The sequence below is a fragment of the Terriglobia bacterium genome (assembly GCA_035712365.1).
Lineage (GTDB): Bacteria > Acidobacteriota > Terriglobia > UBA7540 > UBA7540 > SCRD01.
The window spans coordinates 1-22,592 of the sequence record DASTAW010000001.1 but is presented as its reverse complement, the minus strand read 5'-3'; the positions used below and the strand labels follow the sequence as shown (position 1 = coordinate 22,592).

The following is a 22,592-nucleotide window of genomic DNA, read 5'->3' as shown; positions in this document are numbered from 1 at the left end:
AGCACATTCTCCCTGAGGTTTTTGACAAACGTGCGGTGGAAAAGAATCAGGTGGTTTCCACGATGTCGCCGCCATCGAGGCAAGGCCGCACGTTGTAGGGGCGGGGCTTGCCCCGCCCCAGGGAACGGTAGGGGTAGGGCTTGCCCTACCCAGGGCACGGCAAGCCGTGCCCCTACAGCCGGACGTGAGGTGACAACAATGGCGTTCGATCCGCGAATACATCATCGACGGTCCATTCGCCTGCGCGGATACGATTACGCGGGAGGCGGCGCGTATTTTGTCACCATATGCACCCAGGCCAGGAAATGCCTGTTCGGTGAAATCGTCGAGGGCAGCATGATCTTGAATGAGGTCGGGAGGTTTGTGCAGCGAGTCTGGCATGGATTGCCGCAGCGGTTCGGGTCAGTGGTTCTGGATGCGTTTCAGATGATGCCGAACCATTTGCACGCGATTTTTGTTTTGCCGGGACTTGGATTGGAACCCGCCATAGCCGTGGCGACGGGCGCCCCCGTGATTCAACCATCCGGCGTAGGGGCGGGGCTTGACCCGCCCACGAGAACCGTAGGGGTAGGGCTTGCCCTACCCAGGGCACGGCAAGCCGTGCCCCTACAACACACGACGCCCCGCCGCACCAGCATGGGTGACGTGGTGGGAGCGTTTAAATCGATCAGCACCATCGCCCTGAACCAATTGGGGTCGCGCCCGGGAGCGCGCCCTTTGCAAAAGAATTTTTACGAGCACATCATACGCGACGTCGGCGAGCTGGAGATGATTCGGGATTATATCGCTCACAATCCTCAGCATTGGTTGGAAGATCCCGAAAACCCGAATATGCCGTAGGGGTAGGGCTTGCCCTACCCAGGGCACGGCAAGCCGTGCCCCTACAGGCGCGAGCTGGTTTATAATTTCAAGCGGCGAAACCCCCAAAGTTTAATTTACCTTCGGAGAGGAGATTTACATGATCGTTATCCGCAACGTGTTCCGGTTGAAATTTGGAAAGACCAAAGAGGCCGTCGCCCTGATGAAGGAAGGCATCGCGATCCAGAAGCGCGCCGGCGTGGACATGAACCAGCGCATCCTGACCGACATGGTCGGACCGTTTTACACCCTGGTCCTCGAGTTGACAAGCCCCAGCCTGGGCGCCCAGGAAGGCATCATGTCGAAAATAATGGGCGACAAGGACTGGCAGGCCAATTATCAGAAGTTCGCTGCGCTGGTGGAATCCGGCTACCGCGAGATTTTCACACTCGTCGAATAGATCTGCCGGAACCGAACTGCACGTCGCACACCGGAATGAAGAGAATGTGTTGCAGGGTTTCTGCCGGGGCGTCGCGACATTCTCCATGCGCGACCCGCCCACGAGAACGGTAGGGGTAGGGCTTGCCCTACCCAGGGTACGGCAAGCCAGGGTACGGCAAGCCGTACCCCTACGATGGGAGGAACCGTTTGATGCGGGGCCAGTATTGCTGCACGGTTCTGCTGGTGCTGAGGTGGCCGCCGCGCGCGCGCAGGTTCAGTCTGATTCCCGCCTGCCGGGCAAAGGCGTCCACCTGCTTCCAGGGGATGTAAGGATCATCCTTGGCGTGGAACAGCATCATCTTTGAAGCAGTGAGTTCGCCGACGTGGCGCGCAGGATTGAAAAAATCGCCGCGCCGAAGCTTGTTCCAGTTTCTGTCCGTGAGCCGGTAGCCGTTGCCGAAGGCTTCACGGATGTAAGCCGGATAGCTTTTGCTGGAGGTCTCTTTTTCCTGCTCTTCTCCGAGAAGGCTCCAGTCAACCACCGGGCAGATGGCGATCACCTTCTTCACGCGATCGTCGAGCGAAGCAAGAATCGCCGCCGCGCCGCCGAAGCTTCCGCCGATCACAGAAATCGAATCCGGCATCACGCGGAATTCCTGCCCGAAGGCGCTCTCTCTGATGTGGCCCCTGGTGATTCCGCTGATGACGTCGGCGATGTCTTCCACCGGAGATTTTTCCAGAAACTTCCCGCCGCTTTCCCACGCTCCGCGATATCGCGGATGGAAAACCCAGTAACCCCGGCGGGCCAGGAATTCCGCGAGCGGCTGCTTCGAGGGAACCGAGGGCATGCCGTCACAAAGGATAATCACCTTGTGCTTTTTGCCCTGCCGGACGGGAGGCAGAAATTCGGCAACGATTTCCTTTCTGAACCTGGTGCGAAACATGCAGCCAGTGTAGCAGGCGCCTGCGGTTTTCCCAAAGCTGTGGCACAGCCACTCCTGGCTGTGCGGGCTTGCCGCTACTGCCCTTCTGCGGCGTGAATTTCGCTGGCGGGGAGGGCCTTGAGCTGGAAGTTGAGCGCGGCCCCCGGGCCCATATGGACTTGCTGGCCCTGATCTTTGAACTGGCTGATGAAGTCCGGGTCGCGCTCTCTGCCGCTTTCGATTTTTTCCCACCCAAAGAGGAGATAGTCTCCCGGCCGGATGCCGGTAAGGGAATAATTGCCGTACTGGTCCGTGGTGGCTGTTTTGAACCAGAGATCGTCTGAAAGCTTGGAGAAGTCGGCGGGGAGCAGCGTCACCAGGGCATCGTTGAAGGGCTTGCCGTCCAGCATGACCGTTCCGCCGATTTGCGCGCCATTCGCGCTCACAACGATCTTGAGCGATGTGCCGGGCGCCTGGCCGTTCGCGATGTCGAACCCCGAGTCGAGCACGTCCTCGTCACCTAGGGTCACGGATTTGACGTAAGCGTTCTGCGAAAGGCCATCCACTTCGGCAAGGTAATGCCCATCCGGCATGGCATCAAACTCGACCGTCCCGTCGGGGGCGACCGGGGACATGTTGGAGGTGCCGAAAAACATTCCGCTGGGCGGGCGCAACTCAACGCGTGCCTTGGAGAGATCCACGCTGCCCTCGGTTTGAATATCGCCCTTGAGCGTAGCCCCCGGCGTGAGAACCAAACGAATCCCGTTCACATCCGAATCGGTAAGCGTCACCTTCTGCCGCGCCTGGTACTCGGTGCCCTTATAAGAAAACTGGGCGATCAGGTCGTAAGTTCCGGGGCGAACGCCCTCAACATCGAAGTCGCCGCTCGCATCACGAATGGTGCCTGCCGCGCCGAATTCTTCCCAAGGCTCGAGAGTAGTATCGAGAAATACTCTGGCGCTTGTCAGTGAAGCGTTGGCGATTCCGTTCGTCACCCGGCCTCTAACGTGGAAGACACCAACTCGATGCAAGGTGACATCTACGTCCGGAAACTCATCTCCGGCCCGGATGCCGAGAGGCGAGGACTGAGTGGGATCTGCTACGCCGGGATAATACGTCCGTTCGTAGCTGGCAGATCCCCCATAACTCATCGGCTCCGCAGAAGCACTGATGTAATAGTCGCCCGGAGCAAGATCAAAGATCCGATACTTGCCGCGATCGTCCGTCTGCCCATAGCCGGTCGGCATAAGGCGGCGCTTCCCCTTATAGTAACGGTAACGTTCGGCACGGACCTGCATGTTTTCGATGGGTTCGCCATCTTCGTTATACACGTAGCCGGTGATGACGGCTCCGCGGATAAGCTGGAAGGAGATGTCGCGGATCGACTGGCCGGGCGCGAGCGCCAGCAGCCTGAGGGGATCGTCGGGTGACTTCTGGCCGTATTCCAGGGAAACATAGCCGGCTTTGCTGACGAACAGGTAATAACGTGCGGGGTCAACGTTGTTGATCTCAAACCGGCCGTCGGCGCCTGTCATGGTTTCGAGTGGCGTGCTGCTTACACCCGCCTTACGCAAGCTGACGGAAGCATCGCGCAGCGGCTGGCCTGTGGCCGCTGAAAGCACGCTGCCGGAAACGGTGCATTTTTGCTGCGGCGGGACAGGGATTTGCGGGTTCGCGGGATTGGCTTGCGGCGCGAGCAGAAGAGCCATGCTGAGCAGGAGCGCGAACATGGCGGACCCTCGACTGTGTGCGCATTATAACACAAAGGCCCATGTAACACGGGCTACGCCCGCACCGCAGTACAGCGACAGAGGGGGCGAAAGAGATTGCATAATAGAGCGACGGATTTCCGTAGCGCCGGTCCCGCCAAGCGGTGCCGGCCGCGAAAAATGCCGCCGGGACGGCGGCGCTACAAACAGATACGCTCCGGTGACAGCCCTATATGCCAACAGCCTACTCCAGCCTGTACTCGTAGGCCGCGCGCATTTCGGGTTCGGGATCGATGCCCAGCGCGTCGGCTACGCGGTTGATGTAATTGAAATAGGCGATAATTTCAACGGCGTCGAGGATGTCGCGGTCGCCAAGGCCGTGTTTGCGAAGCATGTCAACATGCTTCTTGCGAACGGTAGCCGGAGCGCGCGTGACGAGTTCGGCGAATTTTGCCAGGGCTTTGCTGCGGGCCGGAAGCCTGGCGCGCATATAATTGTGCTTGGCGTGTTCGGCCAGCTTTGCGTCGCCGCTTTCTCGACGGAGATCCTCCCCGTGAGCTTCGATTCAATAAAAGCAATTGTTGGCCCGGGAGACCACGACGGCCAGCAACTCGCGTTCGGCGCGGGAAAGCCCGGACGGAGCGTGCATGGTTGCCAGGTAGAGGCGCATCGAAGCGCGAAGGGTTTTCGGGTTCAGGCTCTGGATCTGCAGAATGTTGAAAACTTTTCCGGCGCGCTTGACAGCCGCTGAGTATTCTTTCTTCAACTCGCCGGTTGCGTCTTTGGGTTCGATAATTTTGATCCATGCCATGATGGCCTCCCGTCCGACGCTACAGACCCGATCATCCGCGTAGGTATAATACAAACTTTGATTTCTTATGTCTTGTTGCAATGGAGGCGTTGATGAAGGCCCTTCTAAACGCTGCTTTGAGCCTGCTGCTGGCGGGTTCGCTATTTCCGGCAAGCGCACAGACTTTCGCCGAGCCGCCCGAAATCTCTCCGCGGGATTTTGCTCTGATGGCATGGGACCAGTCTCCGGCCGATCCGCACCAGCTCGATTTAATGCGCCAGGCGGGGCTGAACATTTCGGGGTTCTGCACGCCGGGCGAGCTTGAGCAGGTGCAGGCTGCAAAGATGGCCTGCTTTGTGACTGACGAACGCGCGAATGGCTACGAGTGGACCGGGATGCCGAACAGAAAGGAGTTGCAGAACAAGATCGAAGCCCTCGTGGCCGAGGTGCGGAACCGGCCGGCGGCTTTGGGATTTTTCCTCTACGATGAGCCGCAGGCCCAGATGATGCCGGGTCTGGGCGAAGTGGCGGAGATGTTGCGGAAGGCCATGCCCGGCGCGTGGTCATACGTTAACCTTCTGCCGAATTACGGGTCGGCCGAGCGCATGGGAGCGCCAGCCTATGACGCCTACGTGCAAAAGTATATGGAAGAGGTTCGCCCGCCGCTGCTGAGTTATGACAACTATTCGCTGTTCAACGGCGAGATGCTGGGCCGCTTCTTCACCAATCTGGCAACCGTCCGGAGCGCGGCGCAGAAAGCCGGCATTCCCTTCTGGAACGTAATCCTCGCCAATAGCTGCTTCAGCTACATGGAGCCGAGCGACGCCACCCTTAGCCTGCAGGCTTACAGCACCATCGCTTACGGCGGACGCGGAATCGAGTACTTCACTTACTTTTCGCCGAAGGTCGGAAATTTCAGGCTGGCGCCGGTGGACCAGTTCGGGCACCGTACGGCCACCTGGTACATGCTGCGGCGGCTGAACAGTCAGATTCGCGAACTGGCTCCCTGGCTGATCAAACTGCGCAGCACGGGCGTTTACCATTCGGCGCCGCTGCCGGAGGGGGCTGAGCCCGTTGCGCAAAGCCCGCTGATCAGGCAGGTGCGGGCGACAACTTTTCAAAGCCCTCCGGTCGCGCCGGAGTATTTGATCGGCGAGTTTCGCGATAACGAAGGCCATCCGTTCCTGATGGTGGTGAACAAGTCGTTGAAGTATTCCATGCGCTACGCGATTGACCTGAAGGACAATGGCCAGCACCTGGTTCTGGTTTCTCCTTACACCGGCCAGCTTGTTTCCTTCGCTGGAGAAATGAACTGGCTTGCGCCTGGCCAGGGCGCTCTGCTGGAAATCAAGTAGCGGGCAGCGGACACCGGCCCGTAGCGGCAATCCCGCCGAGGCGGGATCGCCAGATGGCGGCGTAAAGCCGCCTCTACGCCGAGCGGGAAGTTCGGCCGGTTGTTCGCACTCTGCGTTCAGGCTAGAATTAGAGTTTGGCAATGGCGGAACTGATACAGATCGGCACTGATTCGCGTCCGGCGCGGCGGCCGGAGTGGCTGAAGGTGCGCATTCCTTCCGGCGACAATTATTTTGAGCTGAAGGACCTGATGCGGGGGCTCCAGCTCCACACCGTCTGCGAGAGCGCCCGCTGTCCCAATATTGCGGAGTGCTGGCAGCACCGCACGGCCACCTTTATGATTCTCGGAGAGCTTTGCACGCGCCGTTGTGGCTTTTGCGCGGTGCCGAAGGGACGCCCCGCTGGCCAGGTGGATTGGTCGGAGCCGGATCGCGTGGCCGAGGCCGCCGAGAGCATGGGGTTGAAGTACATCGTGGTGACTTCAGTGGACCGCGACGACCTGAAGGACGGCGGTTCAACCATCTTCGCGCAAACGATTGAAGCCCTGCGGCGACGGCTTGAAGGTTGTAAGGTTGAGGTCCTGATCCCTGATTTCCGCGGCTCGGACGAAGCGCTTGAAACCGTGCTCAACGCTCGGCCCGATGTTCTGAACCACAACATTGAGACCGTCCCGCGGATGTATCCCGTGGCGCGGCGCGGTTCACGCTATGACCGGTCGCTGCGCCTGCTGCGGCATTCGCGCGAAGTCGATCCCGCAATCCCCACAAAATCCGGCCTGATGGCGGGCCTGGGCGAAACCATGGAAGAGCTTTTCGGTGTGCTGGGCGATCTGGCCGGCGTCGGCGTCGATATCGTCACCGTCGGGCAGTACCTGCGGCCCTCGGGCGAGCAGTTGCCAGTGGCGCGCTTCTATACGCCGGAAGAGTTTGCAATCCTGAAGCAGGAAGGCCTGCGCCGCGGCATACGGCACGTCGAGTCCGGGCCGCTCGTCCGCAGCTCCTACCATGCCCATGAACAATCTTCTTCTCTCGATTCACAGTTGACGCAATAGACGGGTGAATTCTCTGCTTTCAATGCCTCAACACAGAGATCGCAGAGCGTCCGCATTCTCAGCGTTGAGCTTTTCCAGACAGAGGACACGGAGGAAAGCAATCATTGAATCTGCTCGCCTGGATGCCGCAGATCGAGGGCCTTTTGAGCGGCTTTGTAGAGGGCTTTGCCGCTGACGGTTTGTTTGCCGCGTTCCTGCCCCAGAACCTCGCGGTAAAGGGCCTCGCCTTCGTCGGCGTGGCCCGTGCGGATTTTGAGGCTTCCCACCATCAGTGCCCAAAGGCCGTTGCCGGGGTAATGGGCGCGTAACTGCTGGAAGAGTTCAAGCGACTTGGCGTACTGCTTTTCACTGGCCCGGGAATAGTCCTTGGCCAGGTAGTAGAGGGCTTCCCCGCGTGTCAATTCACCGTATTTTGCCGCGTACTCAATCTCCTGAAGTCCGCGCTCGCGGCTTCCGCCCGGAAGGCCGACCATCCACCGCAGGAGCTTGACAATGGTCGGCAGGGTATCCACGAAATAGTCATAGAGTCCCAACCCCGCGTATGCGTCGCGCAGGTTACGGTCCTGATGCAGGGCGCTGATCAGGAGCGAGCGCATCTGTCTGGCGGCACGCGCGGCGGCAAGGTTGCTTTGCCGCATGGAAGCCAGCCGGCCGCGAAGCCCGTAGGCCATTCCTTCGTAGAGATAATTTCTCGCCACATCGCGTTTTGCGCTTCTATTCGCGCGCGCCTTGGCCATGGCCGAATCGACGAGCTTATTGAAATGCGCGTCGTAACGTGTGGTGGAACCAGAAGAAACGATGAAAACATCGGGATCGATGAGGTTGCCCGTGGTGAAATAGATTTCCCACCACACGGCGTTTGCTTCCATCAGATAGCCCAGCGCAGAACTCGGGTCGTCCGTTTCGATTTTCTGGAAGACTTTGATGGCGGGTTCGGCGTCGCCGTTCATCAGCAGATCGAGCCCTTGCTGCGCTACCTTGATCTGCTCAGCCTCGGTGGTTTGAGGATGGGCGGCGGCGCGAGCGGCGGTGGCGGTCATCAGCAACGAAACGAGCGCGATCAGCAGAGATTTCATGTCGATAGCATGTTTAAAGGAAAGCAGATTCCTCTCCCGCAAGGCGGGATCGGAATGACATTCGACGACCTTCGCCGTGGGCCGAAAATCTATTGGCCAGGGAGCTTGAGCCAGCCGACCAGAACGTCCTGGCCCTCGATGCGGACTTCATAGGCGGAAATGGAATGACCGCCTGGGTGGTCGGGAAGGCCCGTCCGGACGTCATAGGTCCATCCATGCCATGGGCATGTGATCACGCATCCATCGAGGCGGCCGCTGGCCAGTGGTCCGCCCATGTGAGGACAGACGGCATTCACCGCGAAGAATTGTCCCTCCACGTTGCACAGCGCCATGGGCTTGTCGTGAACCACAATGTGCCTGACAGCACCCGCTGGCATATCGGCGACGCTCGCGACTTTGATAAAAGGCGGTCGTTTGCTCAAAACGCTACTCTCCCTTCGCAGCGTGGGAAAAAGATCGCATGGGCTGCTCACCCCGGCGCACGCCGAAGAGTCCCTTGCCAAGAACCTTGAGCGATTCAAACATGACGAAGCATTCCACGGCAAAAGCGGGAAATCCCAAAAAGCCGGGCAGCGGCATTTCAAAAATCTTCCATCCTTGAAGAATGGGGAAGATGTAGAGCCACCGGGCGGCGGCCCAGTAGTTCCAGAATTCCCAGAAAACTCCGCAAACGAGGCCCGCGACCATCAGATTCCAGAAGAGCGACGAATCGCCCCTTTCCCAATCGCGCAGAAGCGAGCGGCCTCCCCAGGCGTAGTTGAGGGGATCGAGCAGGAGAACGAATCCCGCCCAGACCGGCGCAAAGAGATACTGCCCGATGCCCACCGGGAGCAGCACCGGTGCAGTGAGGAACAGGAGGCCTGTCAGGCAAAGAGTGGTTCGCCAGGTGCGGCTGAAGGGGGGGTGAGGACGTATCGGCCGGCTGAAAAGGCCCATCGCCTGGAGGAGGTCCGCAGTCTCAAAGATCGCCGGCCAGATCGTGGCGAATGACCACGCGTATCCGAAAGTGCGGAGTATGGAATTGGAGGGCAAGCCTACGTAGGTCCAGTTCTGCATTCGCAGGTTGTAGGCTTCAAAGATCAACCACAGTGGAATGGATGCCAGGGCCAGCAGAAAAAGATCGCGCGGCGAACCGGATAGCCGGGATGAGCCTTTCAGACTGTAGACGGCGGCATCAGCCAGCAGCAGGTATGCCGTCCAGCACAGAGGAGTGAAATAGAGAGAGGCCCATCCCACGCGGAGAAAGAGCAAGACCTCAAAGAGGGCGAGCATCGCCAGTCCCACCCAGCCCCACAGGCGGAACTCGCCCGTCTTTGTTCTGCTGATATACCTTACACTCAGAAACCCGACGGTGACGCCAACCAGGGCCATTCCCACAGGCAGATGCGCGCTGTTCATAGCACCTCAAATCGATAATGCTCGCATACAAGCAGAATATCGGCAGGGAACCCATGAATGCAAACAGGAGGAATCGAGATGAATTGCGGCTTCGTGGTGTGACGACGCGAATGGATGTTTGCGTGATCCCTCGGGAGAAGTATATCTTGGAGATTGCCGAACGGGCGCGAAAGGGCGCGTTTATGATATATTCGCCGGGAGTTCGTCAGAAGGATTACTGCCGATGACGATTTCGGAACGGGTGGAAAAAGACCTCGTAGCCGCCATGAAAGCGCGGGAAGAACTCCGGCTCTCCGTGCTGCGCATGGCCAAAACCGCTCTCAAGCACAAACAGGTTGAACTCGGCAAGGCACTCAGTGATGATGAGGCCATTGCCGTGCTGCGGACACTGGTGAAGCAACGGCGGGATTCGGTGGAGCAGTTCCGCAAGGGCGGGCGCGAAGACCTGGCCGCCAAAGAGGAAGCGGAAACAGAAATCCTCCAGACTTACTTGCCCGCCGAAGCGAGCGATGAAGAAATCGGCTCCGCAGTGGCTGCCGCCATCGCAGAAACCGGCGCCGGCGGGCCGCAGGACCTGGGCAAAGTGATGAAAGTCGCCATGCAGAAACTGGCGGGCAAAAATGCTGACGGCAAACGGGTGAGCCAGACGGTCCGCACCCGGCTTGGCGGATAGCATGACCACCGCTGCCTTCAGCCGGAGGCGCATACTTCAAGCACCGTAGTGACCTTGACGCATGGCACCTGAACCGATCATCCAGAGTGAGGCAGACGCCGCAGCCTCCTACAAACCTTTCGTACCAGCGGATGTCGTTCTCCCGGAGTTTACTCCGCGCGCCATTCTGCTGGGGGCCTTCCTGGGAATCATCTTCGGCGCAGTCTCCGTCTATCTGGCCCTGCGCGCGGGCCTGACGGTCAGCGCCTCCATTCCCGTCGCGGTGATTTCCATCACGATCTTCAAATGGCTGGGCAAATCGACCATTCTTGAAAACAATATCGTGCAGACTGTGGGCTCGGCGGGCGAATCGATTGCCGCCGGCACGGTCTTTACGCTGCCCGCGCTGATTTTCCTCGGCTACACGCTCGATTACTGGCGGATTTTCCCGCTGGCGCTGGGCGGCGGCCTGCTGGGCGTGCTGTTTGTTGTTCCGCTTCGCAACGCGCTGGTGGTGAAGGAACATGGGAACCTCACGTTCCCTGAGGGCAAGGCCTGTGCCGACGTGCTGATCACCGGCGAAAGGGGCGGCATCCAGGCTGGCAAAGTTTTCGGCGGAGCGGCAATCGGGATCGTCTACAAATTCCTGATGGGCGAGCAGGGCGGCCTGTCCTTCTGGAAGGCCACGCCGGAGTGGCACCCGGCCTGGTATCCCGGCTCGACGTTTGCAGGTGAAATCACGCCAGAGTACCTGGGCGTAGGTTATATCATCGGGACGCGCGTGGCCGGAATTATGGTTGCGGGCGGCGTCCTCTCTTGGCTGGTGCTGATTCCCGTCATCAAGTTTTTTGGGGCGCACGTTCCGGGCGCGATGTACCCGGGCACCTTTCCCATCGGGCAGATGACCGAGACTCAAATCTGGAGCAGCTACATCCGGTATATCGGCGCCGGCGCGGTGACGGCGGCGGGGATCATCATGCTGGTGAGGGCGATGCCGACCATCATCGGCTCATTTAAATCCACGTTCGGCCAGCTCAAAAGCAGCAAGGTGGTGAGCGCCCTGCAGGTGAAACGCACGGCCCGCGACCTTCCCCTGCCGATCATTGCCGGAGGCGCTGTGCTGGTGGTGGGCTTTCTGTGGGCGCTGCTGGCATTCCACATCAATCCCCACGCCAGCGGCAACCTGGTGTCGGCGCTGCTGATGGTCTTGTTCGGGTTCTTCTTTGCCACGGTGTCGGCGCGAATTGTGGGCCTGATCGGGAGTTCCTCGAACCCGGTTTCAGGAATGACCATTGCCACGCTGATGGGCACCTGCCTGATCTTCGTAGTGGTGGGCTGGACGGGCGGTATGTATTCCGCTATCGCCCTGAGCATCGGCGCAGTGGTCGCCATCGGCGGCGCGAGCGCAGGCGCGACCACCCAGGACCTGAAGACAGGATTCCTGGTGGGAGGAACACCCAGCAAACAGGAACTTGGGTACGCTATCGGCGTGATGACCTCGGTTTTTGTGGTCGGACTCACCATGCAACTGCTGAACAGCAGCGCGACAAAAGTGAAGCCCCTGCACATTTCCGGCGTCTCGATCACCTCCGCGATGAAGTCGCAGGGACCCACCACCTACCAGGGGCGCAAGTATGAAGTGATCAGCGTGATCGGGTCGGCCGAAATTCCCGACGGCCGTTACTTCTACGATCCCGCCAGCAAGCAAATTGAGTGGCAGCAGGTGGAGGGCATCGGTTCGACCGATTATCCAGCCCCGCAGGCGACCCTTATGAGCGTGGTGATCAACGGCATCCTGACCCGCAAGCTGCCATGGACGCTGGTGCTGTTCGGCGCTTTCACCGTGATTGTCCTTGAATTGTGTGGCATCCATTCGCTGGCCTTCGCGGTGGGACTCTACCTGCCGATTTCGACTACGGCGCCGATCTTTGCGGGCGGCGTTGTCAAATGGCTTGTGGACCGGGGCGGGCGCACGGAAGACGAGGCAACGGTTTCCGAAACCGGAAGCGGGGCCCTGTTCAGTTCGGGATTGATTGCGGGCGGATCGCTCGGTGGCCTGGCCCTGGCCACTGTGGTCGGCTTTAAGAAGGAAGAGTTGGTTGCCCTCGGCGCGCGCTGGTTCCCGCGTTTTGCGCAGAGCGATTTTGCCGCGCTGGTGATCTTTATCGGCCTCGCTGCGCTGCTCTACTTCGTGGCAAAATCCAAAGGTCGCCCAGTCAGGGTCCCGGAAACGTGATGTGCGGCGCCTCAGTCTTCGATTGGCCGCTGGCTTTCCCCCTCACCCCCTTAATATGGTAGGCTTCAATTAATGCCTCGATACACCCAATCGTACATGTCGTTTTTTCCGCCCTTCACGCGAATGGTGAAGGCCCTGATTATTGTCACGACCGCCGTTTTTGTTTTGACTTACTTGCCGTATCGGCTGTTTGGCTGGCAGGCGCCGTTTGTCTATCTGGGTTTGCAGCCCTACCTGGTGGTCCATCGCCTTTACCTTTGGCAGCTTGCCACATATCTTTTCCTGCACGGAGGATTTTTCCACATCCTGTTCAACATGTTTGCCCTGTGGATGTTCGGGCCGGACCTCGAACAGTTGTGGGGAGGGTCGGAATTCCTCAAGTTTTACTTCGTGACGGGAATCGGCGCCGGCGTACTCGACGTGGCTCTGACCACCCTCTTCGGGTCACCTTTATCGCTCACAATCGGGGCGTCGGGGGCCATTTATGGGCTGCTGCTAGCCTTCGGCGTCATCTTCCCCAACCGGCCGATTTTTCTCTGGTTTGTCATTCCCATCAAGGCAAAATGGTTTGTGCTGATTATCGGCGGGATCGAATTTCTGAGCGAGATTGGCGGCCCCGGGTCCAACGTTGCTCATCTGGCGCATCTGGGCGGAATGCTGGTGGCCTACCTTTATCTGCGGGGAAGCGGGCTTTCCGGGCGCATGCAAGGGCAGTACGATGAATGGCGGCGGGCCCGGCTGCGGCGAAAGTTTGATGTCTACATGCGAGACCGCGAAAAAAAGGACGACCCTGACCGCTGGCTCAATTAAGAGGGATTTGCAGAGCGTTATTCGCTCTGCCTCAGGATAGGGCGGGCAGCGGTGGAAACAAATGGATTCTTCGTTTCCTCCACCTCAACCGAGGCCCGGTTCATTGCTTCGGTAATCTCGTGGGGGGCGTGACGCGCCAGATACCCGTTAAGCGTATCGCTGAACAACTGGCTGCGCGATTTCCCGGTGCGGCGGGCCACAGGCGTTCTGCACATTCAAATACCTCATTGGGAATGGATACAATCCGGTTGACGCATGGCCCTGCCTGGTGCTAGATTCAATTTCGTTAGTTGTTCTTTGAAAATTTGAGTTCCTGTGGTGCCCCGCGAGTGCGGGGATAAAAGGGAAGGCCGTGTAAATCGGCCGCGGTCCCGCCACTGTAATCGGCGAGTTGGACCTTCGATTCAAAAAGCCACTGTCCCTTAAGTCCGGGACGGGAAGGCAGAAGGTCCCGCGATGACCCGAAAGCCAGGAAGCCTGCCCAGGAACGGAAACTCAGACTGACTCTTCGACGGAAAGAGGACTGAGGGAGAGCTGCCGAAGCCTTCCGGTTCCGTATGAGGAATTGGAAGGTTTTTGTTTTTGAGGCTGTTTCTTCGTGCGTCCTTCCGTCCGGGAAGCCCGCCAGATGTGCGGGCAGAAGGGATGGAACTATGAGGGCAAGCCGTTACAAGTGGGGGTTGTTTCTTTTCTTGCTAGTTTTCCTGACGAGCGCTATCGCTGGAAGCGCTGCAACGCTTCAGGGGACGATTCTGGACCCGGAAGGCGCTGATGTTCCCGGAGCGACGGTGCTACTGGTTGGCTCGCAAGGCACGGAAATCGCGCACACGACGACCGGCGAACGGGGGCAATTTCGTTTTCAGGATATTACCCCCGGCGCCTATACCGTGAAGATTTCTCTGGCGGGTTTTGGCGCGACGACGGCGACGGCCAGGGCCGGGGAAAACATTCGTATTGTTTTGCCATTGGCTCCAGTGCATGAACGGGTGGTGGTGACCGCCACGCGCACGGCTGCGGCCACCAGCCAGCTTGGCGCGAGCACCAGCGTGATTACGCGCCAACAGATCGTGGACCGGGGCACGCCGCTGGTGAGCGACCTGCTCCAGTCCCTGCCGGGCGTCACAGTAGCGCGCAACGGCGCGCCGGGCGGCGTCACCAGCGTATTTGCCCGCGGCGGCGAAAGCGATTACAACAAGGTGCTGCTGGACGGCGCCCCGCTCAATCTGGCCGGCGGCGCACTTGACTTCAATACACTGACCAGCGGAAACCTGGAAAAGATTGAAGTGGTCCGCAGCGCGGAGTCTGCTTTGTTCGGCTCAGACGCCATGACCAGCGTCATCCAACTGTTTACGCGGCAGGGCAAGGCAGAAACCAGGCGCCCGCACTTCTCCTTTAGCGGAGAAGGCGGCAAAAATTCCACCTGGGCCGGAGATGGATCTGTCTCAGGTGGCTATGGGCCATTCGATTACATGCTGGAGGGAGGAAAGTTCAGCACCGATAACCAGGTGCCGAACGATTTTTTCCACGTCAGCACGCTATCGGCAAATTTTGGCCTGAGGCTGGGAAAAGCCACCACACTGCGCGCCATCATGATGGGCGGTTTTGGCCTGGCGGGAACCCCGGGGCAGACGGCTTTTGGGCCTCCCATCACTGACGCATCGTACAGGCATCGGACAGGATACGGCGTTTTTTCTCTCCACAATCAGACCACCTCATCCTGGGAACAGCAACTGACTTATACCTTCTCCAAGTCCCGCCAGGTGTCCGTTGACCTGGGCCAGAACCCCCCGTTTACGCCCTCTTTTGACGGCCGCACGGCTGCATTTCAGTACTTCGATTTCGCCAGCAACTATCTTGATGACGAGTGGCGCGACCACGTAAGTTACCAGACCAACTGGGAAGCATCACCGTTCGGCGGCCGGTTCGGGCAGCATGTCGATACCTTTGCGTTTGATTGGGACGGCGAGCACGGCTTCCTGGTTGACCGGTTCGCCCAGGCCCCTGCAACCCGTGCGCGGCGGAATAACTTCGGATATACTTTTCAGGATCAGACCCTGTGGGGACGGCTTTCGCTGGCCAACGGCGTCCGCATCGACGACAATGGAAGCTTCGGCACCGTGCTTGTCCCGCGGAGTTCGCTGGCGTATCTGGTGAGTAATGGCCGAGGCTTCTTCGGAGCTACCACGCTGAAGTTTAACTTCGGTTTGGGCGTGAAAGAACCCAGCTTTCAGGAATCATACGCCAACACGCCCTACTTTGTGGGCAATCCGAACCTGGCCCCTGAACGAACGCGGACTCTCGATTATGGCGTGGAGCAACGGTTCTGGAACGGGCGAGGCCGGCTGGAGCTCGACGGATTTGACAACCTTTTCCGCGATCAGATCGCGTTTGAGGTCACTGACTTCCAGACCTTCAGCGGCACGTATTTTAACATCGGCCGCGCCAGCGCGAAAGGCGGGGAAGTTTCGCTGGAGCTTGCTCCTGTGAAAGGCTTGCGAGCCATCGGGAGCTACACTTATCTTGATTCAGAAGTCATCGAAAGCGGCAACCCCTTCACGCCCGCGCTGGAGGCCGGGCGATGGCTCTTGAGACGGCCGCGGCATTCCGGTTCCATCCAGATCCTGTGGAACTGGCGGCGGATGAATCTGACTTCAACCACGGTGATCGTGGGGCGGCGGCAGGACAGTGATTTTGTCGGGCTGGAGCCCCCGCTGATCTGGAATAGTGGTTACACGGACTCGAGTTTGTCCTGGAGCTACAGGGCTTTCGGGCATATGACATACTTTGGGACGGTGGAAAATTTGTTCAATCGGGAATATATGCAAATCCTGGGCTACCCGGCGCTGAAGCTGAGCGGCCGCGCCGGCATACGCCTGGAATTTTGAGCGAAGGAGACGAGGATGACTTATCTCATCATTGCACTGGCGATTGCTGCACGTTTTATCCCCGGCGCAGCGAACTTCAGCCCTGTTTACGCGGGACTCTTGTTCAGTGGGGCCTATCTCAAAAGGCGAGACTCCATCTGGTTTCCGCTTTCGCTTCTGGCCGGGAGCGACCTGCTCGTGAATTCACTTCTGTACCACACATCGTTTGAGTGGATGCAGACCCTCAACTGGGTGGCTTTTGCCGCTATCGTGCTGGTGGGCTGGTGGCTGCGGAAGCGCGTTTCGGTGCGCAATGTCGTGGCGGCCTCGGTGGCCGGCTCGAGCATCTTTTTCCTGATCAGCAACTTCGCCGTCTGGATCGGCGGAGGACTGTACCCGCCCACCTTCGGTGGCCTTGCAGCCTGCTTCGCGGCCGCGATTCCGTTCTATGGAAATTCGCTGATCAGCGCCATTCTCTTCAGCGGCATTCTGTTTGGCGCTTATGAGTACTACCTTCGCAGGGCCCGCAGCCACGAGATGGCCGCGCGCTAAACGTCGGAGCGTCTGACTGGCAGCGAGACTGAAGCTGTTTGTTGCTGGCTACCGTGTGATCCGCGCCACCGTCGAGGCGCCTGCTTCGCGTGGCGCGGACAGCAACCCGGGGTGCAGGATGCTTGCCAGAATTTCGACGCCGCCGGCAAGGCGGGGGCCGGGACGGGAAAAATAACCGGACGCGTCAACTCCGTAAACCCGTCCGTCCCTCACTGCCTGTATCGATTCCCATCCTTCCGGCGGTGTCATGATGTTGAAATCCTTGACTGCCTGTTGAAGTCCGTAACCGCAGGGCATAATGACAATTACTTCCGGATTTGCCTTCAGGACGGCCTCCCAGGTTTGACGGAAGCTCGGTTCCGCGGCTTTGCCGAAAACATCCACTCCCCCGGCGCACGCTACCATTTCAGGCACCCAATGTCCGGCTACATAGACCGGATCTAACCACTCAAGACAGGCAACACGGGGCCGGGTTGAGGACCCGGAAACAGCCTGCACGACGGCCAAAACCCGCCCTTCCAGCTCATCGACAAGCTCGCGGGCCTGGCCGGTGCGACCAATGGCACTACCGACGGCCAGGATGTCTTTCCACACATCTCCAAGGGACTGGGGATTTAAAGACAGGACCTCCGGCTTCCGTCGAAGGTCTGACAAGACGGAAGCCAGGTCGCCCGGAGAAGCTGCGCAGACGTGGCACAAATCCTGAGTGATGATCAGGTCCGGCTCAATGGCTTGGACCGCTGCACGGTCAATCTCATAGAGGCTCTCTCCCCGCGCGACGAAGTCTTGTACCTGGCGATCAATCTCGACCGGGTCTTCGGAATGCTCCAGGCGAGTGCGAACCACAACGCGTTTGTTCCTCGCCTCCGGAGGGAAGTCGCATTCAAACGTGACTCCAGCCACCGAGTCGCCGGCGCCAAGCTCAAAAAGTATTTCGGTGGCGGATGGTAGAAGTGAGCAGATGCGCATGCCAGACAGTCTATCAATACTGAGGTCGGCTGCAAAATCTGAACCGTGGCCGGGCGCTTCAAACCCGACCACTCCTGTGGTTCATTCCTTAACGCAGTGCACTTTCAGGATATTGGTGCTCCCCTGTTTGGCGACGGGCTTTCCAGCAATCACCGCAATAAAGTCGCCCCGGCGAACCACCCCCATGTCCCGCAGACTCCGGGCGGCTGCCTCCACCATCTTGTCGGTGGATTGCAGCCTCCCCATGTGAACGGGTCTCACACCCCAATAGAGTGCAGTCCTGCGCAAAACGTTATCAAAAGGGGAAAAGGCAAAGACGGGGACCCTGGGACGGTATTTTGAAATGAGCCGGGCACTTGAACCTGATTGCGTAAACACCGCGACCGCTTTCAGGTCCAGTTCAGCGGCAAGGTGCGCAGCGATCTCGCAGATGGCCTCCGGAACGTCCAGTGCCTCCGCACGATCCCAGACGTCATGGATTCCCGCTTCACGCTGCGTCCCTTCTGTTACCGCGATGATTCGCGCCATCATCTCGACGGCCTTCACGGGGTAGTGGCCAGTGGCGGTTTCACCCGAGAGCATCAGGGCGTCGGTCCCGTCAATAACTGCATTAGCCACATCGGAAGTCTCCGCGCGAGTGGGTCGTGGGTGCACTGTCATGGATTCCAGCATTTGCGTAGCGGTAATAACGGGCACGCGCATGGCAGAGGCCCGATTGATGATCCGCTTCTGGAGGGCGGGCACCGTCTCCGGCGGCAATTCAACTCCCAGGTCGCCCCGTGCTACCATCACAGCGTCCGCTGCCCGCAAAATCTCATCTAGCTGGCCGATGGCCTCGGGCTTTTCGAGCTTGGCCACCACGGGAATGGCGCGGTCCGCCCGTGCGAGGATGCGCTTAAGTGCAAGAATATCTTCAGCCCTTCGGACGAAAGAAAGGGCAATGTAATCCACCCGGTTTTGAATACCGAACTTGAGATCTTCGCGGTCTTTTTTCGTAAGAGCAGAGATCTGCAACGCCAGCCCCGGGAGGTTGATCCCCTGGTGCTCTCCCAGTTCGCCCCCATTCACTACGCGGCACTGGACCTCGGTTCCTTTTACAGTTTCTACCCGGAGTTCGATGAGACCGTCCGACAGCAGAATGCTGCTGCCGGCATGCACCTCGTGGGGAAGGCGCGTGAACGTGGTTGATATGCAGCGGGCATTACCTGGAACAGGCCTGGTGGTGATGGTGACGGGGTCCCCATCCCGAAGCTCGACGCGGATGCCCCCTTCCAGTGTGCCAGTACGAATCTTCGGTCCTTGCAGGTCCTGCATGACAGCCACAACCCGACCACAGGCGGACGACACCTTTCGAAGCTTTCGGAGCCGCCGGGCATGTTCCGAGTGCGATCCATGGGAGAAATTAAGGCGCGCGATGTCCATCCCGGCATTCAGGAGCGCGGCAAGCACTTCAGTGTTGTCGGTTGCTGGCCCGAGCGTGCAGACGATCCTGGCTCGGCGGGATTCAGCGGTGGTGATTGAAAGCTTCGAAAGTGAGTTCATCCATTCAGTATATTGGCTGCCGCAATTGCAGGAAAGGAAACTGGCATAAGGCCGTATTTTGACTGTCTGAAAGTGTGTGATCTCTGGAGCCTTGCGGCATCGGACACCGCCGATTCGCACAAGAGCTGCATCAGCCCAAATTGAGATCGCCAGCCGAATTGAGCGACACTTCAGATTCGGGACGTAGAATTCACACGTCTCCGCGCGGCCCGTCGATACCGTGTTTGGAGCAGATCAGTCTACAGGGTGAGAAGATAATCGGACGCGCTGATGTCCCTGAAGCTCGAGGAATTTACTCTCAGGCCGACAACGTTGCCGAAAAACTGAAGGATTGAAGTGAGCCGAAGAAGCGGCGCCTTCTCATCAATCTTCAGGAAATGCCGGAGCCGCAGAATGAAATAGGTCAAATGAAAGTAGAGGATCAAAAGCCGGTCTTGCGTCGAGTAGCGGTGACTATCGTTGGCGGCGTTCCTCAGCAGATAGCTCAATGCCAGAAAGTCGCACTTTAACATCATACAAAACCGGGCGTAATCGACCGGAGCATCAAATTCCTCAACAGCCCTGCGGACAGACGGGAATTCCAGGCGGTTCGCATTGACGATCGGGAGAAAGTAGTCCCGGTCAAACTCTTGCCGCAGGATCTTCAGACAAATTGTCTGGAGATAAAAGAAGAGCATCGCGATCGACAATGTCAATATCAAGACAGGAAGAAACATGGAACGCCTCAATCAAAAGTGAGAAATGTTGCCTCGCGCAAACGCAGGGGCTGTCTCGATCCTTGGCCGGGCGGGTATTGCCGCACCCGGTACCCTCGAAATGGCGTAAAACCACGTCAGAATCATCCCGATATCGCAAAGCGGGAAAAAGTAAACGCCGATGACACGGGAAATTTCAGCTCCACCTGACAAATAGATTAATGCCAGACCGGCGGCCGGTCCCGCAAATTCAATTCCAAGGCCGCAAACCAGCATTCCTAATCGCTCATCGGCAATATCCATCCGAAGAGTCATGAGGTACAAGAGGGTAGTCAGCACGAGGCTGGCAAAGTACAGGTTTTGGGAGAACTCAACGATGAAAAAGGAGAACAGCTTGCCCTGGTGGCTGGAGAGCGAGAAATAAGACACTGCCGCGATGGCGAGCAGGACTGCTCCAAGCAGCAGCCTTACGAATTGCCACATTTCCTGGTTGTGGGAACAGGCACGCCTGAAAAAGGACGCTACCAAAACATACGCTGCAAGTACGAGCAGCAGGTCCGTCGTCCAGTAGCAGTTGCCATATTGAGGTGAGGCCAGGCCGTACCGCGCCAGAGTAAAAGAGCGAGATCCCGCCACACCCAGCGACATTGCGAGATAAAGAACCAGTTCCCAGAGAGGCTTCGCATGGCCACGGACCAACAGATACACCAACAGGCCCGCCTCGAGTATGTACCCGGCGTAGCTAAGAACATCGCTGGTTAAAGTACCGCTCATAAGCAGCCTGCTAGATCACCTGGCCTGTGGTGGCCTCGCAAGGCTGCTTATATCAAGCCAGCCTTGCGTTACTTGCGTGGCGGAATCGGTGCAGGTGAAGGACCGATTGCCATTGCCTCGCGCGGCGGAATCGGCGCCGGTGACGGTCCGATGGCAAACATACCACGCGGCGGAATCGGTGCAGGTGACGGGCCAATGGCTACGAGCGTTGCAGCGCTGTTAACATCAACACTGTTAGCTGTTAGCATTCTCCGCAATGATACGCTTGCCAGAACAACCAACACGGCCAACACTAAGGTCAGGATGTAGTTTCTCATCAGACTCTCCTCCAGGTGAATTTTTGGGTTCGAAAAATTCCCGCTTCGGAAGAGAGCCTACGCTAGAATACCTCCTGAGTCAATAGGTAACTTCTAAACCACCGTTATCAATTGTGCCACAATACTGCGGCAAGTCAAGCAAAAACGGCAACCTCGCAATCATACCGGGTTAATAGAAAAGTTGCAAACGCTCCTGAAATGGGCCCTTTGCGCACTCCATCGGCTCCTGCGGCAGACCGTCTGAACATGCTTTGTATCACCTTGAGTTAACGACGCTAAACCCATTAAATTCTGCAGCATGAGAGATCCATCGAGGGGGTATTCCAGCATGCCTCACCACATTATTGCGTTGGAATATGGTCAAAGTCCTGTCATCTCAGTGTAGTACGGGGGCGCTGGTCATTCTAAGAATGTCCTAATGTTTAGCCGGTTCCTCTCTCCATTCCTGACAGCGTGGCAACTAACAACATAATTTACTGCTTGAGATAGGATTAAGGAGTTATCACGGGCGATGACCGCTGGAATCAGGGCATCCCGGAAAGCTTGTGAAGAAGACATTGCCCGTCCAGCCAAGTTCCTTCATGCCGATCTCGGATGAGAAATATGCTTCGGCAACCCAGCGCTTGATGTTCTCAAAGTGGTCGCCAATACTCACCCGCTGCGACTGGCCCTCTGCAGTTTCCCCGGGCTTCGCAGCGGAAGCGAAGGCGAGGATTTCGTTTTGCTGGGTCTCGGTGCTGTCTTTGTAGGGACGAGAAAAGCGCTTGAGGGATTCGGCTTCAAAGGCGGAGAGGGACGCGAGGAATTTTGTTTGCGCGTCCTGAGTGTCTACTGAAAGCAGAAGGTCAATGAAGCGATTCGCCTGGGCCTCAGATGAACCTGGAATAATGCGCTCGCCCAGCACTTCCAGAGTCTCGCTCTGATGACGGTCAAGAAATACCGGAGACCAAACGGCTTTTGCAGTCTGGGCGCCGGCCTCGGCAACTGCGCTGTGGTTTGCGAGATGCCCGGCTATGCGACGAGCTTCGGCTATGGCCGGGAGGGAACATCCGGCGCCTCCGGCAATCATCAGTCGGCGCACCAGCTCGCGCCGGCTGATTCCGCTTTCTGAGCGTGAGTGTTTGCCGACAATTGCCGGATCCTGGTTCTTGTTCATGTTTTCCTGCCCTGAGTTTGATTCAAACTCTCCGCGTTGGGGCCTTTCCCTGAGCCCTTGAGTGCCTCATGCTACCACTGAAGCGCAGTACAGCACAACACATCATCATGAGTCTTTGTTCTTGCTCAGGTTGACGTTTGTACACCTGATTGTTACGATCAGTCGTCTCGTAGTGTGAATTGCGTCTGGGCATTCCGGTGGGCGCCGCAAGTGAGGGAGAATTGGTTGCCAGGAAGGTCTTTGGCCGCCTGATCTGGTCTTCAGATCGAAGCGGCATGGGAGAGGTCAATGAACCAGAGCGGAAAGCAGATTTATGATGTGCTGGTGGTGGGGTCGGGAGCATCCGGCGGGTGGGCGTGCAAGCGGCTGGCAGAGGCGGGACTGAAGGTTGCGCTGGTTGATGCCGGGCGCCAGCAGTCGGACAAGAATTTCACCGAGCACGAGCCGCCATTCAAGTTGAAATACCGCGACATGGCTCCTGAGGTG

At 58.4% G+C, this 22,592-nt stretch carries 24 protein-coding genes and 1 riboswitch; of the genes, 10 read left to right on the top strand and 14 right to left on the bottom strand.

All coding sequences use genetic code 11. The features are described 5' to 3' along the window. Positions 1 to 198 precede the first annotated feature (198 nt). Both VFQ24_00120 and VFQ24_00115 read left to right on the top strand, forming a co-directional pair. Positions 199 to 840 (top strand): hypothetical protein, encoded by a 642-nt coding sequence (locus VFQ24_00120; protein ID HET9176744.1) that lies wholly within the window; start codon positions 199 to 201, stop codon positions 838 to 840. Between the two features lie 118 nt (positions 841 to 958). Then, the gene (locus VFQ24_00115) at positions 959 to 1,258 is read left to right on the top strand and encodes a hypothetical protein (GenBank protein HET9176743.1); all 300 of its coding nucleotides are present in this window, start codon (positions 959 to 961) and stop codon (positions 1,256 to 1,258) included. Positions 1,259 to 1,427: 169 nt separating this feature from the next. Here the strand turns inward: VFQ24_00115 and VFQ24_00110 are convergent, their stop codons facing one another. From VFQ24_00110 to VFQ24_00095, 4 genes are all read right to left on the bottom strand, one after another. Next, on the bottom strand, positions 1,428 to 2,183 hold the full coding sequence (locus tag VFQ24_00110) for an alpha/beta fold hydrolase (protein HET9176742.1): 756 nt from the start codon (positions 2,181 to 2,183) through the stop codon (positions 1,428 to 1,430). A 74-nt stretch (positions 2,184 to 2,257) separates the two neighbouring features. After that, complete coding sequence (locus VFQ24_00105) at positions 2,258 to 3,892, bottom strand: carboxypeptidase-like regulatory domain-containing protein (GenBank protein ID HET9176741.1); 1,635 nt, start codon at positions 3,890 to 3,892, stop codon at positions 2,258 to 2,260. A 223-nt stretch (positions 3,893 to 4,115) separates the two neighbouring features. Then, positions 4,116 to 4,436: a peroxidase-related enzyme gene (locus tag VFQ24_00100; protein ID HET9176740.1), complete on the bottom strand. Its 321-nt coding sequence runs from the start codon at positions 4,434 to 4,436 to the stop codon at positions 4,116 to 4,118. Further along, complete coding sequence (locus VFQ24_00095) at positions 4,437 to 4,682, bottom strand: carboxymuconolactone decarboxylase family protein (protein ID HET9176739.1); 246 nt, start codon at positions 4,680 to 4,682, stop codon at positions 4,437 to 4,439. A gap of 92 nt (positions 4,683 to 4,774) precedes the next feature. Here VFQ24_00095 and VFQ24_00090 point away from each other — a divergent pair, with 92 nt between their 5' ends. Next, a complete protein-coding gene (locus tag VFQ24_00090) occupies positions 4,775 to 6,016 on the top strand; it encodes a hypothetical protein (GenBank protein HET9176738.1) in 1,242 nt (413 codons plus the stop codon). Between the two features lie 140 nt (positions 6,017 to 6,156). Next, positions 6,157 to 7,065 carry a lipoyl synthase gene (gene lipA / locus VFQ24_00085; protein ID HET9176737.1) on the top strand — a complete coding sequence of 303 codons (909 nt, stop codon included), beginning with the start codon at positions 6,157 to 6,159 and terminating at the stop codon, positions 7,063 to 7,065. A gap of 101 nt (positions 7,066 to 7,166) precedes the next feature. Here lipA and VFQ24_00080 read toward each other — a convergent pair whose 3' ends face one another. From VFQ24_00080 to VFQ24_00070, 3 genes are all read right to left on the bottom strand, one after another. After that, positions 7,167 to 8,141 (bottom strand): hypothetical protein, encoded by a 975-nt coding sequence (locus VFQ24_00080; protein ID HET9176736.1) that lies wholly within the window; start codon positions 8,139 to 8,141, stop codon positions 7,167 to 7,169. A gap of 89 nt (positions 8,142 to 8,230) precedes the next feature. Continuing rightward, on the bottom strand, positions 8,231 to 8,563 hold the full coding sequence (locus VFQ24_00075) for a Rieske 2Fe-2S domain-containing protein (protein HET9176735.1): 333 nt from the start codon (positions 8,561 to 8,563) through the stop codon (positions 8,231 to 8,233). 4 nt (positions 8,564 to 8,567) lie between these two features. After that, positions 8,568 to 9,539 carry a hypothetical protein gene (locus VFQ24_00070; protein HET9176734.1) on the bottom strand — a complete coding sequence of 324 codons (972 nt, stop codon included), beginning with the start codon at positions 9,537 to 9,539 and terminating at the stop codon, positions 8,568 to 8,570. Positions 9,540 to 9,762: 223 nt separating this feature from the next. Between VFQ24_00070 and VFQ24_00065 the strand changes: the two genes are divergently transcribed. The 3 genes from VFQ24_00065 (at position 9,763) to VFQ24_00055 (ending at position 13,237) form a co-directional block, all read left to right on the top strand. Further along, complete coding sequence (locus VFQ24_00065) at positions 9,763 to 10,212, top strand: GatB/YqeY domain-containing protein (GenBank protein HET9176733.1); 450 nt, start codon at positions 9,763 to 9,765, stop codon at positions 10,210 to 10,212. Positions 10,213 to 10,273: 61 nt separating this feature from the next. Next, on the top strand, positions 10,274 to 12,427 hold the full coding sequence (locus VFQ24_00060) for an oligopeptide transporter, OPT family (GenBank protein HET9176732.1): 2,154 nt from the start codon (positions 10,274 to 10,276) through the stop codon (positions 12,425 to 12,427). Positions 12,428 to 12,499: 72 nt separating this feature from the next. Continuing rightward, positions 12,500 to 13,237 carry a rhomboid family intramembrane serine protease gene (locus VFQ24_00055; GenBank protein ID HET9176731.1) on the top strand — a complete coding sequence of 246 codons (738 nt, stop codon included), beginning with the start codon at positions 12,500 to 12,502 and terminating at the stop codon, positions 13,235 to 13,237. 17 nt (positions 13,238 to 13,254) lie between these two features. Here the strand turns inward: VFQ24_00055 and VFQ24_00050 are convergent, their stop codons facing one another. After that, on the bottom strand, positions 13,255 to 13,452 hold the full coding sequence (locus VFQ24_00050) for a hypothetical protein (GenBank protein ID HET9176730.1): 198 nt from the start codon (positions 13,450 to 13,452) through the stop codon (positions 13,255 to 13,257). 84 nt (positions 13,453 to 13,536) lie between these two features. After that, a riboswitch (cobalamin riboswitch) is annotated at positions 13,537 to 13,737 on the top strand. 153 nt (positions 13,738 to 13,890) lie between these two features. Between VFQ24_00050 and VFQ24_00045 the strand changes: the two genes are divergently transcribed. Together VFQ24_00045 and VFQ24_00040 are read left to right on the top strand one after the other, a co-directional pair. Continuing rightward, positions 13,891 to 16,122, top strand: a complete 2,232-nt coding sequence (locus VFQ24_00045; GenBank protein ID HET9176729.1) for a TonB-dependent receptor plug domain-containing protein — start codon at positions 13,891 to 13,893, stop codon at positions 16,120 to 16,122. 15 nt (positions 16,123 to 16,137) lie between these two features. Then, positions 16,138 to 16,653, top strand: a complete 516-nt coding sequence (locus VFQ24_00040; GenBank protein ID HET9176728.1) for a DUF6580 family putative transport protein — start codon at positions 16,138 to 16,140, stop codon at positions 16,651 to 16,653. A gap of 48 nt (positions 16,654 to 16,701) precedes the next feature. On the opposite strand, the gene VFQ24_00035 is transcribed toward VFQ24_00040, so the two are convergent. The 6 genes from VFQ24_00035 to VFQ24_00010 all read right to left on the bottom strand — a co-directional run bounded on the left by VFQ24_00035 (position 16,702) and on the right by VFQ24_00010 (position 22,106). After that, positions 16,702 to 17,622, bottom strand: coding sequence for a cobalamin-binding protein (locus VFQ24_00035; GenBank protein ID HET9176727.1), 921 nt, complete (start codon positions 17,620 to 17,622; stop codon positions 16,702 to 16,704). A gap of 81 nt (positions 17,623 to 17,703) precedes the next feature. Beyond that, positions 17,704 to 19,164: a pyruvate kinase gene (gene pyk, locus VFQ24_00030; GenBank protein ID HET9176726.1), complete on the bottom strand. Its 1,461-nt coding sequence runs from the start codon at positions 19,162 to 19,164 to the stop codon at positions 17,704 to 17,706. Between the two features lie 239 nt (positions 19,165 to 19,403). Further along, on the bottom strand, positions 19,404 to 19,880 hold the full coding sequence (locus tag VFQ24_00025) for a hypothetical protein (GenBank protein HET9176725.1): 477 nt from the start codon (positions 19,878 to 19,880) through the stop codon (positions 19,404 to 19,406). A gap of 12 nt (positions 19,881 to 19,892) precedes the next feature. After that, the gene (locus VFQ24_00020) at positions 19,893 to 20,633 is read right to left on the bottom strand and encodes a hypothetical protein (GenBank protein ID HET9176724.1); all 741 of its coding nucleotides are present in this window, start codon (positions 20,631 to 20,633) and stop codon (positions 19,893 to 19,895) included. A gap of 68 nt (positions 20,634 to 20,701) precedes the next feature. After that, a complete protein-coding gene (locus tag VFQ24_00015; GenBank protein HET9176723.1) occupies positions 20,702 to 20,950 on the bottom strand; it encodes a hypothetical protein in 249 nt (82 codons plus the stop codon). Positions 20,951 to 21,452: 502 nt separating this feature from the next. Continuing rightward, entirely contained in the window at positions 21,453 to 22,106 is a 654-nt protein-coding gene (locus VFQ24_00010; protein ID HET9176722.1) for a gluconate 2-dehydrogenase subunit 3 family protein, read from the bottom strand. 288 nt (positions 22,107 to 22,394) lie between these two features. Between VFQ24_00010 and VFQ24_00005 the strand changes: the two genes are divergently transcribed. After that, positions 22,395 to 22,592: FAD-binding protein (locus tag VFQ24_00005; GenBank protein ID HET9176721.1), on the top strand; the 198-nt coding region annotated here is incomplete at its 3' end.